The organism is bacterium SCSIO 12643, assembly GCA_024398135.1.
GTDB lineage: Bacteria > Bacteroidota > Bacteroidia > Flavobacteriales_G > Salibacteraceae > CAJXZP01.
In genome coordinates this window covers 1,863,512-1,876,301 of sequence record CP073750.1, presented here as the reverse complement: position 1 = coordinate 1,876,301, position 12,790 = coordinate 1,863,512, and the positions used below count along the sequence as shown (strand labels likewise).

General features: G+C 34.4%; 11 protein-coding genes and 1 tRNA gene. 4 read left to right on the top strand and 8 right to left on the bottom strand.

Annotated elements, in window-relative coordinates:
• Positions 1-33: 33 nt before the first annotated feature.
• Together KFE94_07990 and KFE94_07985 are read right to left on the bottom strand one after the other, a co-directional pair.
• Positions 34-3,102: a T9SS type A sorting domain-containing protein gene (locus tag KFE94_07990; protein ID UTW68042.1), complete on the bottom strand. Its 3,069-nt coding sequence runs from the start codon at positions 3,100-3,102 to the stop codon at positions 34-36.
• Between the two features lie 110 nt (positions 3,103-3,212).
• Entirely contained in the window at positions 3,213-4,022 is an 810-nt protein-coding gene (locus KFE94_07985; GenBank protein UTW68041.1) for a DUF3667 domain-containing protein, read from the bottom strand.
• A 132-nt stretch (positions 4,023-4,154) separates the two neighbouring features.
• Here KFE94_07985 and KFE94_07980 point away from each other — a divergent pair, with 132 nt between their 5' ends.
• Positions 4,155-5,129 (top strand): hypothetical protein, encoded by a 975-nt coding sequence (locus tag KFE94_07980; protein ID UTW68040.1) that lies wholly within the window; start codon positions 4,155-4,157, stop codon positions 5,127-5,129.
• Between the two features lie 2 nt (positions 5,130-5,131).
• Entirely contained in the window at positions 5,132-6,559 is a 1,428-nt protein-coding gene (locus KFE94_07975; GenBank protein UTW68039.1) for an O-antigen ligase family protein, read from the top strand.
• Positions 6,560-6,783: 224 nt separating this feature from the next.
• Here the strand turns inward: KFE94_07975 and KFE94_07970 are convergent, their stop codons facing one another.
• From KFE94_07970 to KFE94_07950, 5 genes are all read right to left on the bottom strand, one after another.
• Positions 6,784-7,194 (bottom strand): hypothetical protein, encoded by a 411-nt coding sequence (locus tag KFE94_07970; protein ID UTW68038.1) that lies wholly within the window; start codon positions 7,192-7,194, stop codon positions 6,784-6,786.
• A gap of 614 nt (positions 7,195-7,808) precedes the next feature.
• A complete protein-coding gene (locus KFE94_07965) occupies positions 7,809-8,372 on the bottom strand; it encodes a hypothetical protein (GenBank protein ID UTW68037.1) in 564 nt (187 codons plus the stop codon).
• Positions 8,347-9,294: a hypothetical protein gene (locus KFE94_07960; protein ID UTW68036.1), complete on the bottom strand. Its 948-nt coding sequence runs from the start codon at positions 9,292-9,294 to the stop codon at positions 8,347-8,349. The genes KFE94_07965 and KFE94_07960 overlap by 26 nt, the downstream gene beginning before the upstream one ends.
• Before the next feature lie 233 nt (positions 9,295-9,527).
• Complete coding sequence (locus tag KFE94_07955; GenBank protein ID UTW68035.1) at positions 9,528-9,821, bottom strand: type II toxin-antitoxin system RelE/ParE family toxin; 294 nt, start codon at positions 9,819-9,821, stop codon at positions 9,528-9,530.
• Positions 9,821-10,060 (bottom strand): hypothetical protein, encoded by a 240-nt coding sequence (locus KFE94_07950; GenBank protein ID UTW68034.1) that lies wholly within the window; start codon positions 10,058-10,060, stop codon positions 9,821-9,823. The genes KFE94_07955 and KFE94_07950 overlap by 1 nt, the downstream gene beginning before the upstream one ends.
• Before the next feature lie 58 nt (positions 10,061-10,118).
• On the opposite strand from KFE94_07950, the gene KFE94_07945 reads away from it, so the two are divergent.
• Positions 10,119-11,372: a transposase family protein gene (locus KFE94_07945; protein UTW68033.1), complete on the top strand. Its 1,254-nt coding sequence runs from the start codon at positions 10,119-10,121 to the stop codon at positions 11,370-11,372.
• A 262-nt stretch (positions 11,373-11,634) separates the two neighbouring features.
• On the opposite strand, the gene KFE94_07940 is transcribed toward KFE94_07945, so the two are convergent.
• Positions 11,635-11,708, bottom strand: a tRNA-Asn gene (locus KFE94_07940).
• 106 nt (positions 11,709-11,814) lie between these two features.
• On the opposite strand from KFE94_07940, the gene KFE94_07935 reads away from it, so the two are divergent.
• Positions 11,815-12,738 carry a sugar kinase gene (locus KFE94_07935; GenBank protein ID UTW68032.1) on the top strand — a complete coding sequence of 308 codons (924 nt, stop codon included), beginning with the start codon at positions 11,815-11,817 and terminating at the stop codon, positions 12,736-12,738.
• Positions 12,739-12,790: the final 52 nt, after the last annotated feature.

The window sequence follows — 12,790 nt, the reverse complement described above, 5'->3', positions numbered from 1 at the left end:
GCGGCCTTTTTCCATTTTTTATGAATTCCTCTCTTATTGAATGATGATACGTTTGATAAACAATTCACCATTTGCTGTATGAACTCTTACAACGTACACACCTTTGGAATAAGCAGAGCTATTTAATCTCCAGGTAGTTCCTGATGTTTTTTGATTTACCAATACCTCTCCTTTCAGCCCAATCACATCTATTTGAGTGATCTCGCTGTTCTCACTTAATAATGATACAACAATTTCTTCTTGTGTTGCAAATACTTTTACCTCATCCTCATTTAACTCTTCTATTCCCGTAGTAATATCAGGTCCAGACCCTGAATTGGCTCCATCTTTTTTATGGATGATATGTAAGTAAAATCTATTGGCCCACTCTTTTGGCTGAGAAGCAAATTGACATTCCTGATATTTTAAATCATAAAACTTACGCATGTAGCGATCTTCCAATAAAACATCCTTATTCGAAAATGAACCAATTAATGAATCTAAGCTTATAGTGAATACAGATGCCTCGCTTGTTTGAAAATGTAATGGAACCACAGTAGTCTCTGTCGTTAACGCTGGTAGTCCGTTAAACACCAAATGCTTTCCGCCAGATTTAGAACTTAGGTTAAATCCAGAATTTTCGAGTTTAACCGCATCAAACTTTGAATCCAGTCCTTCTTGCGCATCCAAGTCAAAATAAACTCTGGTTTGATCTTCTACCTGATTGGCATTTGACGCTTTTAAATACACTCCGAAATAGGATAGGATGGATCTAAAATCATCATTGGTATTTGAACGCATAGAATTGCTAAATGATACGGTTCCCACCAATCCATCTGTTGAAGTACTTGCATCTACATAAAACCCCTGACAAGATGCTACGTATTTTCCATCTGTACTATTGTATGTTGTGTAGGATGAGGAAGTATTCATTCCTGAACCGGGATTGTATAAATACACTGCATTCGAAATGGTACCGCTATTCGTAGAAAGGAAACTATTTATGGATAATGCTGATGGGTATGGATTACTTATCAAATTCCAATCATTTGAACCCGTCAATACCGCTGTGCTACTTCCATAAATATTAGCTGTTAAATCACCATTATTCATAGCTCCACCGTTAACCTTAAAACTGTATTTATTGCTGGAATTTCCTACAATAAAATATCCACGTGCAGGATCAAATTTCCCATCAGGATTTCCTTCCGGACTGGAAATGACATTTCCACTGGTTACTGTATAAGAAAAACCTGCACAACTAATCGTTTCGCCAACAGTATAATCATGTTTCCAGGATTGATTTGATGCTTGAAATCCGTAAAAGTCACAATTGTTATGAGAAGTAAACACGCTATCCATTCTTAACAATGTAGAAAATGGTGATCCCCATGCATTGTAATCTGTGGCTGCATTATACCCTTCTTTTTCAATAATGATATCTCCCGAACAAGTTACAGATCCTGTGGACGTAACAGTCAATGATCCATTATGCTCGATCAGAATTTCAGATGATACGGAAATATCCTCTGTGGTGATACTCGTACCTGCGCCAGCACAAATTCTCAATTTGCTTAGTGCACTTCCATCATTGAAAGTCGCATCTCCACCAATAATCACTGCATTTGCTGCTCCTGTTGAAGAAGATGGTTGAGAATGTGCATAACCTGTTGCATTATGCCATGCTCCATTAGAATAGGATAAATTGATATCTGTAATATCTCCATACGAATCAAAAGCTCCCGGAGTTGCATTATCAGCTGAATCATCAATATTATCTGACCAATATCCTAAAGGTACCTGATATACACGTTTTCCTAATGAAGCGGTAAACTCTTTTGTTTCATCAATCAAAGTACCATCATCCACACCTTCGGTTCCACCTAGTTTTAAAACAAATAACTTGTTGTTTCCAAAATTGTTAATTGCTGTTCGGTTGTAATTAACCGTATATCCGGTGTTGGATAAATCCACGCCCCAGGTAGATTCAAAATTAGATTGTGCTCGGTTTCGATTTAAGATTAAAAATCCATTGGCAGGAACAATAATAGGCCCACCAATATCTGTTCTTAAATCTACAATCTGACTAGTCGACCCCGCATTGTTTACAATCATTTTGGCACCCGCCAAATTGATATCGTTTCCGGTAGTATTGTATAATTCAATATAGCTGTAATCTGAAATAGTCGCATGACGTGCATATTCTGTAATCAACACCTCTCCAACTCCCGGGGGATTATAAGAAATGGTTAGTTCGGATCCATTACTCCATGAAGTTCCCTTTCTGGTAAATACCTTTACATAATAAGTGTTTGGACCTGATACTCCTGTAAAATTACAGGTAGTTGCAGAACCTTTATATACCACAGTTCCGCCCAATAAACTGGTTCCTGATCCTAAAGTAGAATTTGCCGTATAAGAAGATCCATCTCCTGTAGGTAAGCCAGCTGTAATTGCACTCCCCTGATTTGCTACTACTAAAATTTCATCAAATGGTGATGCCGGATCGCTCCATTTTAAATCTATGTCGCTGGCATCCGGTAAATCATATAAACTTTGAACATTTGTAATGTTTTCCGTTATCGTCACATTATCAAACTTGTGTGCTTTTGTACCTGCATTATTATATGTTCTAATTACAATTTGAACAGTTGTTCCGATCAGAGAATCCTGAGTAGCAGTTGCAGAGGTAAAATCATCTGTGTTATCTCCATTATTGGCAAATAGAGTTTCTGATCCACCATCCAATTTATAGTATACACGGATATATTCTGTACCAGCCAAAGTCCCAGAATCTGCCACATCTACACTTAAATCTACTGAAGAAGCACTTGAAATGGTCACTACCGGTGACATCCAAACTGCTTCACCATCTAAGTCTCTTCCTTTAAATTCACCCAATCCATCAACTTTGAAAAAATCGGAAGAAGCACTTAAAGTTGTTGCACTTACATCAATGGTCCAGGTCATACCTGTAGTATCGTATGTATATGGAGATGGGCCCTGTACTCCTTTTCCCACATCACCTGAAAAATCTTCTGAATAGAATACGGTCTGCCCCCATGAAGGAAGGGAAATAAACAGACAACAAATTAGAGTTAATTTAGTAAGTATTAGTTTCATATTGACAAAGTTTTCATTTTGTAAACGTAGCAAACTTAATCAAATGAAAAAATATTTAATAGAAATGACCGTATTCTTAACCCAATAATGATTGTGTATTAACACTTCATTTACGTCAAAATCATATCCTGAACCATGAATAACATTACGGACATAATCACTAAGGCATAAACAATATAAGAAAACGTCATGGCAAAAATCGCCTTGATAAAGCCCCATATTCCACTTGCACCAAACACGTTCATAATATAATACATCGTGAACACCATCATCGCTATACTTCCGATTAATGAAGTTATTATTGGATACCATACCGTAGGTGCAACCGTCAATAAGTTCATCACATTAATCTCTGATATCATAAATGCATTAATCACTAGATTTTCAGTATAATTATAACCCGATTTACGAAAAAAGAAGAAGGTGAAGAAAGCGAAAATGGGAACTAAAGAAAATGTAAACTTATCCATATACTGAAACACTCTATCCATAACCAATTTGACCATTTCTTGTTTCTTCTTTTCCATTTCCTCTTTACTGAACTTAGGTTTCTTTTTAATATCTAAACCCATATCTTCCTCTAATTCTGAAAGCCCTTTACCCAAACTTTCTCCCATTTCATATGATCCAACATTCTGGAAATTAAAATTTCCCTGATTCATATTAGGTACCAAAATGAAATAATAATTTAACAGGGTCAACAAAGCAGTTGAAAAAATCAACAAGCGCATGGGATTGGCATGATTCCACCGAGATTCATATAAATACTCATCAATGGTTTGTTTGGGGTTTTGCAACAATCCTCTAAGCGTATACAATACTCCTCTCTCAAAGTTCATGACAGATAAAAAATCTGTCCATATTGCAGCCCAGGTAATTCTAGATGGTTTTTGATCGTTTTGTCGTGGTAGGTTCTCCATCAAAAGTATTTTGGTTGAAAAATACGAAAATGATTATTACTCCAATGCACTTTTTGATCAGATTATAAAAACTTGTACGTTCTAAATATGAACTTAAATTTGTGAGAGTCATTATCAATTCAATTTTATTTCGTGAACGAAAATCAAACCAATACTATACTTCTAAAAGGCTTATATACTCAAAGAAAAAAAATAGCACTGGTAACGGTAGTTTTTGCACTGCTTGCTATGGGACTTACTTTTTTTATTCCTAAAAAGTATACGGCCTTAGGCATTGTATATCCCACAGCATCCAATTCTATCAAAGATGTGGTTGCTCACCCTGATTTTGGATATGAAATTCATTCGGATAGATTGATACAGCTCTTTCAATCCCGAATCATGCAAGATTGGGTAGTTGAAACTTTTGATTTGATCGATTACTACGAAATCGATACTTCAAGCGCTGAATGGATACACAGTCTGGATAAAAAGTACCATCATGATATTTCTTTTTCTCGAAACAAATATTTGTCGGTAGAGATAGAAGTAAGTAGTAAAGATCCTCAAAGATCTGCAGATATGGTGAACGGTATGATCAGTTATGTCGATACCATACGTAGAGATATGTTTTTAGCCAACACCACTATTTTGGTACAAAATCTTGAAAAACAAATCTCACAACAAGAAGAAAAAGTAACCCATTTGCTGACTCAAATCTTCAATAGCGTACCATCTGAAGAACGTAATGCTCTTTCTCAAAACAATGAAATCGTGATTCAGGAAAGAAAGAATAAGGCGATTCAACAATTGGGTGATGAAACGGTATTAAATAGCTTAAAAAACAATTATTCCATTACAGTAGAGAAACTAATTAACGACTACTACCATGAGCTGGGAATATTGAATTCGTTAAAAAATGATCTTAAGGTAGCTCATGAAAAAATCAGTCTTCCTTTCCCCGGTATCTATGAAGTAACGCATGCAGTACCGGATGGCAAAAAGACTTCTCCATCCACTTTAAAAAATGGAATTATTGGTGGCACTGCCGGGTTGATCTTTAGCCTTATGTTTTTTATTTTTCAAATAAAGCTTCGCGAAATTCAAACTATTTTGAAAGATGATTAAATATGGTGCTATGGAAGCAAAATAAATATTTAATCTCCTTTTTAGCAGTTGCATTATGTCTGGTATCCTGGTTTTTATTTCATGAGGAACTCGAATCCTTATGGATTATTCTGGGTAGCATTGTAGCTATTGTTTCAATAACACTTTTCGTTTCTAAACTGAATAGAATCCTGTTATTCGTCTTCTTGTTTACTCCGCTATCTCTTGATATTCTAATTTCCGGTGGTTTCAAAATTTCTGCGCCTACAGAAATAACCATAGTCTTACTCGCATTCCTGTTTATCATAAAGTGGTTATCCGGGCTTTCTATCCATTCAACCATTTTGAAACACCCCATTTCCATTCTATTGATTTTAGATTTAGCATGGTCCTTTGTTTCTTTAGTCTTTAGCGAGTATCAGGATGTTGCCTTTAAACGTATTTTACTGAAAGTACTTTTTATTGGTGTTTTTTATTTTGTTTCCACCCAGTTACTGCTCAAAATATCAGATCAAAAAAGACTTTTTTGGCTCTATGGGATTGGGATGATTATTCCCATAATGAATGCATTTTACAAGCACCATTTATTAGATTTCTTACAATCATCTTCTGTATATGTATGCCAGCCATTCTATAACGATCACACCATATACGCAGCATGTTTGGCTTTCATTATTCCATTTTTCATTCTGCAGATATTCAATACTTCACAAAAACGATTTAGAATTTTATCCATTCTATTATCTGCTTTGTTTCTAACGGCATTTATTCTCTCTTACTCCCGTGCCGCATGGATTAGTATTGCAATTGCGTTCGTCTTTTATATCGCTACATTATTCAAAGTACGATTCTGGCAATTGATTCTATTGGTTGCCATTATTGCCGGATATCTGATCGTTAACTTTAATCCAATTTATGATCAGCTGCGACAAAATGAGGCAAAATATGATGACGATGTTTCTACTCATATTACATCGGTGACCAACCTACAAAATGACGCGTCTAATCTGGAACGGATCAATCGTTGGGTCTGTGCATATCGGATGTTTTTAGATCGTCCTATTGCAGGCCACGGGTCAGGTACCTACCAGTTTGTATATGATCAATATCAAACCCCGGAATTTATGACCCGAATAAGTTCTCATCAGGGCAATAAAGGCAATGCGCATTCAGAGTATCTCACCTATTTATCAGAAAATGGAATTATAGGATTTATACTTTTTACAGCACTTGTTTTATATAGCGTCTATCTGGGGATTCAGCTTTTATATAAAATCAACGAACCTGAACATAAAATGCTGATTTACTCAATACTTTTAGGTTTGATTACATTCTATACTCATGGCCTTTTTAACACCTTTTCTGACTACGATAAAATGGCTGTTTTATACTGGGGTAGTTTAGCCATTTTGGTTCGAATGGATTTGAGGTATGGTAACGCCAGTTCTTAATCGGTTGCCATTATCGCTACGCTGGAAGACTTGTCCGTCCTATGACGGATGACAACCTGAGTCTGTGCTGAAATAATCAATACTAGACCGGTATAATTTAACTATTCCGTGGGTTGTGCTGCGGTTCTTGATGGTTTCCTCCAGTCTGTAAAAATTAAAAATATAGCTACAATTTAAACGTAAAAAGCCCCTGATAAATCAGAGGCTTCTGATACATTTATATTTTACTCGTCAACCCTTACAGGGTAATTAGGTATTCTTTCATTTTCTAACCAACCCGTGTCCGGAGCTATTAAAGAAGCATTTTTAACCGCTCCTTTTTCAATTAATAACTCACTGTATTTTGGTTTTTCTACACTATAAATTACAAAATACCTTTTTCCTACATATTTTTCAAGCTCTGATTTAGTCTGTATGGATAGATTATCTGGTAAGGACTCTGAACTTTTATAACTTATGTTATTAACATAAAACTCATATTCGAAAGATGGAGACACCCTACCCCCAACCTTGATTTTCACTACCGCAGCTATTCTTTTCTTCCTTTTTGCATTATCACTTCCAAAATAATAGTATCTATCAGAAAAGCCCCACGCTAAGTAAATAGCTAACAACAAAAAAGCTACTCCTATCACTATCCCTATTTTTTTATCTTCTTTTTTTACTAGCTATTGTTTGGCTTTATTTTGTGCTACATAGTTACTTCATAAAAAGCCTAAATTACAAATATCCAATACGCATAAACCAATTGAAAAGTACTACTATGATGTAGCAATCAACAGATAAGATCACAAAATACTCATTATAAATAAAATACCAATATTGGTCTAATTTTATTTACCTAATCCGTGGGTTGCGCTGGGAGCAGTTTATCGTTATTCTTTCTATGTTTTATGATAAACTTTAAATCACAAAAAAACCACTAACTCTCAAGCTAGTGGTTCCTCTTTAATCTCTATTTCTTCTTTCATTAACCAGTTGCCATTAAACTTTTCTAACCTGCCTAGCAGCTTGAAAAGCTAAAATGATCAACTTGTTACTCATTCCTTTATTCATATGGCTAGCTACTTGGGGTTGTTAAACCATACACCCATTCATTATAATTTCTAAAAATCTATTCGGTTTTATTTCCTAAACCTCTACTTTCCAACACTCTTCGATAACTACTCTCAAAACCATTGTTTTACACCTTATTACCAATATTCGTAACCATTATTTGGTTTTTAAATGAGAATCAGCACGGGGGATATCATAACCTATTAACAGGGTCAATCGCTTTATCACTAATTGAAATGTAAGAATCCATTACATATAGATTAAAATTATAACCCTCCGAATTTTGTATTATATCTAGTTCTTCTTTATCAATACTGCATCCACTAATTATCTTAGAATTAGAAATAAACGCATGGGAATTGGAAAAATTAAATGAAACATAATTAGAATATATAAAGCAATTCTCTAAATTCAGAATTCTCATTTTTCTTATTAAACCAGTTTTGTTTTGTCCAATATTTAACAGAATGGAATCTTCATTCAAACGTAATGTAGTCTCATTATTAACTAATAAAAACTCAATTTCATCTGTTTTGTGAAAATAATTAAAATAGATATGCCCCTTATTTGTTTTTATTTTACAGAAGCTTTTCACAAGATCCATGTAGTATGTATCGTTAGATTCAATATCATTTTTCAATCGTTCTAACGCCCCTTTTTTCGTCAAAGAAATGTCTTCAACAATTATCCACGTAACGATTAATCCAATTAAAACGATACCTGTTACAATACTAATTTTTCGAAACGAAATTCCCATTCTCATCTTTATTAAAAAATAACCCAGTTTCTATTCTAATTTGAGTACTTGTATCAGTAGAACCATTCTGACCTTTAAAATATAAAGTACCAATAAATATAGCTTGATAAGATCCATCCTCCATTAAGCTAAACTCCATTTTATAATCAGAATCACCCATTCCTGCTTCCCATCTTCCTACAGTTTGATTACCTCGTAAGCCTTCATTAACTTCTTTTGTCAATCTATCTGCCTCTGATTTAGCTTTACTCCAAACTTTATCTCCATACTCTAACAACACCTTATATTCTGCAGCTGTAAAAAATGCAAATGACTTAGTAGTATTAACATCAGCAGTAAAACCAGCCCAAACAGGAATTCCTATATCAACCATACCTGAAAAGCTAACCCCAACTAAATCTGCTGGGTTAAATTCGGCATCAATTCCTCCTCCAATACCAAATGGTGTTGGCCCCAACGGGACACCACCACTAAGTCCGAAACTAAATGCTGTACCTTGCAAATCTTGAACCTTTTCAACACCTCCATACAAAGAGAATTTTGCTCCAGCCGTCATCCCCGGAATAGACATTCCAAATGGAGTAGTATGTGAATAATATAACATTACATTTCCATTTTGATCAACTGCCTTTCCAATAGCTCCAGTATATGCTCTACCAATTGAAACCTCTCCAGTGATCTCTATGGCAACCGTTCCACTAATTATTTGTGCCAACATCTTTTGCATGGCATGAACAGGTCCTTCTCCATTCTCATCTATATATAATGTTGGACTATTTGCTGCATAAATGAATGGACTCATATTCGGATAAGAAAACACTAACAGATCAACACTCAGCCACTTACCTAATCTTGGATCATTAATTCGGTACTCTGTATTATAGCTATTTCCATCTCCTTTCCACTCATTATCCCTTTCCATACCCTGGAAGCCATAACGATAGCCCCTTACGCATTTTTTTTCTTCGCGCGCATTCTTTTCCAGACCCTTTTCTATAAAAAGTGAACTTTTTTCTAGAGTCTCCTCCCCTTCGTAATATGTTAATTTAAGGCATCCCATTTGGTTGCCATAAAACTATAACTTATTCCATCACTCTTTTGTTAGTTTTTAGATATATCCAAATTGTATCCAAACGGATCCAAAAATTTTTTAAGTTATTTATTCTTCAGGATTTCTGGTGATTGTAACGTACTTATTACATCCATTATTTCAATGACATTGTTATTTTCATTGTACAAAACCTTGTAATCACGCACTACTATTCTGCGATATTTAGGGTTGATTTCATCTACTTGATATTGTTTAGAGTAACTTATATTCTTGGGACTTTGTAAAATATCTCTTTTCACATTCTTTGCTCCTTGCAAAGATTTGTCTTTATAGTAATCATAAATACTTTTGACAGCTTCTTGAGCTTGTTTTGACCAAATTATTTTAAGCTCTCCCATTACCAGTTTTCTGATTCTTTCTCTAATTCTTCTTGAGTAAGATAATTCCCAGACGCTATTTGTGCTTCTGCTTTTTTTAACCGTTTATTATATGCTTTCTTGGTTAACGGCTTACCTTCTGTAGTATAACCTACTATTATTTCTTTATCTAAAATCTTATTCAGCTTTTCTATGACTTCTTCAGTTCTAACATTTAATATTTTCTCTACTAAAAGTAACTTTGCTGCTTGAATATCCATAATTTCTTAAATTTTATCTTTAGATATATCTAAAACCTAATCAAAGATACCCTTATTAATGAATCTTTACAATACTTATGATACCCGGTTAAAAAACCTATATCATTTAGAAGCTTATGTCCCTAATGAAATTGATCGCTTGATTCCACCCAGCAATAAAAAACGTTGGAGTAATAAAAAAGATCAAAAATATATTGGTTCCGATTGGTGTGATAAAGTTGAAAAGCACTCTGATATGCTTCAACTTGCTCTCGAAAATCAACAGCAAAAAAGAAGTCTTCGGGTGCTATTCAAAATAAATATATTTCTTATTTCTCAATACATCTCCTCTGGTCAGCACTTTAAAATCATGAAACAAAGCCTTGAAAAAGTAGCCGATTTCACGCTATACCTTAAGCAGTATATCAATCATAATAAAATTGCACGATTACTTGGTTTAAAAAGAACGACACTTCAAGGATATATCCATCAAGTAAAATATGAATGCTTAGAATCTGTTTCTCAATTTTGTTTTCGAGCCAATCCTTTGCAACTTTCTTATGTCGAAATTGGTCGACTAAAATCTTTAATGTTAAATCCTAATTTTAATCATTGGCCTGCCATCTCTATTTATTATTATGGAATTAGAACAGGTGCTTTTCAATTTTCTGAGTCTACATTTTATAAATATACGCGACTATTAGGTTTAACTCGTAGATGGATCAAAAAGAAACGTAGAAAGGAAGGATTGAAAGCTTCTTTTCTTAATGAATACTGGCATGCGGATGTGACTAAATGGGATAACAATGGAAAACGATATCACATCTACCTCGTAATAGATAATTTTTCCAGAATGATCCTTTCCTGGAAAGTCTCTGAAAAACTATCTGCTGAATTAATGTTTGAAAACCTGATGAACGCTTATAAAAATGTAATTTCACCACTAAGTCAACCTATCAAATTAGTAGTAGATGGTGGTTCTGAAAATCAAATTCAACAAGCCATTGAAATGAATCAATTATCCATATCTAAATTAAGATCATTGATAGATATCAGGTTCTCCAACTCTATGGTGGAAGCTACAAATCAAACGATAAAAAAATACTACTTAAGACCTATCCTTAGAAAAACTGGTAAAGCTGATCCTAATGAACTTTTACCTTCTATAATCAACGAAATCAATACCATCCGACCCAATGGTAGCTTAAATGGTTTAATCCCTGTTGAAGTCTTTAATTTGGAATTTGAAACACCTTCTTATAACCAAAAACTAGCTAGAATAACTCGAAGAATAGAAAATCTATCTTTTAGCTGTGGTAAATGTCCAATTTAGGTGGGTAATACATCTGATTTCATCTGATTCACTCTCTCTTTTCTAGCCATTTGTTCTGATTAACAACCTAGCATTTATAAATCAAGTAAAAAGTACCGTTATAATTAGTAGTCAATAGTTAAGACCACAAAACACTCATTTTAAACAAAATACCAATATTGGACTACTTTTGTTCAACTAATCCGTGGGTTGCGCTGCGCGCAATTTACCTTCAGATTTTAAAGCATAAAAAAAGCCTTCATATTGCTATGAAGGCTTCCTGCTCCCCCACCTGGACTTGAACCAGGGACACCCTGATTAACAGTCAGGTGCTCTAACCAACTGAGCTATGGAGGAATGCTCAGGATTTGAAAAAGTATCTCTCTCAAATCGGGGGGCAATATTATGCATATTTTATAATCTATGCAATACATTTGTAAAAAAAATTTAAAATAAAAATTTGATGAGTTTATTAGTCGTTGGTTCTGTTGCATTTGACCAAATTGAAACACCATTTGGAAAAAGTGATAAAATTGTTGGAGGTGCCGGAACATACATAAGTTTGACTTCTTCTTACTTTACAAAAGACCTTGGAATTGTATCTGTAATTGGAGATGATTTTCCTCAGGAATATATTGATCTATTCCATAAAAAGAATATTGATACGGAAGGTTTAGAAATAAAACAGGGTGAAAAGTCTTTCTTTTGGTCCGGAAAATATCATAATGATATGAATTCCAGAGATACCTTGGTTACCGAATTAAATGTTTTGGAGCATTTTAAACCGGTAGTACCTGAATCATTTAAAAATGTAGATATTCTAATGTTGGGAAATCTATCTCCGGATGTTCAATTAAGTGTAATTGATCAGATGCCTACCAGACCAAAATTAGTTGTTTTGGATACTATGAACTTCTGGATGGATATTGCCCGTGAAGATTTAGATAATGTGATATCAAAAATTGATGTATTAACTATAAATGACGAAGAAGCCAGACAACTTTCAGGTGAATATTCTTTAGTGAAGGCAGCTCAAAAAATCATTAGTATGGGTCCACGCTTTTTGATTATAAAAAAAGGCGAACACGGTGCATTATTATTTAATGAAAATGAAGTGTTCTTTGCCCCTGCCCTACCATTAGAAGAAGTTTTTGATCCAACAGGAGCAGGAGACACTTTTGCTGGAGGATTTGTGGGTTATTTGGCTCAAACAGGTAATATCTCTTTTGATAATATGAAAAGAGCAATTATCTATGGATCAGCAATGGCTTCGTTCTGTGTTGAGAAATTTGGATCTATCCGAATTGAAAATCTATCTGATGAAGAAATCAATTCCAGAGTTCAACAATTTGTTGATCTCGTTCAATTTGATATCACATTAGCATAAAATAAAAAAGAGGAGTAATCTGGTGATTACTCCTCTTTAAATATCATTTGTT

Coding starts and splice junctions, on each gene's coding strand:
- KFE94_07950 (UTW68034.1), bottom strand. CDS start 10,060: ATGGATATTCAAGCAGCAAAGTTACTTTTAGTAGAGAAAATATTAAAT.
- KFE94_07985 (UTW68041.1), bottom strand. CDS start 4,022: ATGGAGAACCTACCACGACAAAACGATCAAAAACCATCTAGAATTACC.
- KFE94_07990 (UTW68042.1), bottom strand. CDS start 3,102: ATGAAACTAATACTTACTAAATTAACTCTAATTTGTTGTCTGTTTATT.
- KFE94_07960 (UTW68036.1), bottom strand. CDS start 9,294: ATGGAAAGGGATAATGAGTGGAAAGGAGATGGAAATAGCTATAATACA.
- KFE94_07975 (UTW68039.1), top strand. CDS start 5,132: ATGGTGCTATGGAAGCAAAATAAATATTTAATCTCCTTTTTAGCAGTT.
- KFE94_07935 (UTW68032.1), top strand. CDS start 11,815: ATGAGTTTATTAGTCGTTGGTTCTGTTGCATTTGACCAAATTGAAACA.
- KFE94_07965 (UTW68037.1), bottom strand. CDS start 8,372: ATGGGAATTTCGTTTCGAAAAATTAGTATTGTAACAGGTATCGTTTTA.
- KFE94_07945 (UTW68033.1), top strand. CDS start 10,119: ATGAATCTTTACAATACTTATGATACCCGGTTAAAAAACCTATATCAT.
- KFE94_07955 (UTW68035.1), bottom strand. CDS start 9,821: ATGGGAGAGCTTAAAATAATTTGGTCAAAACAAGCTCAAGAAGCTGTC.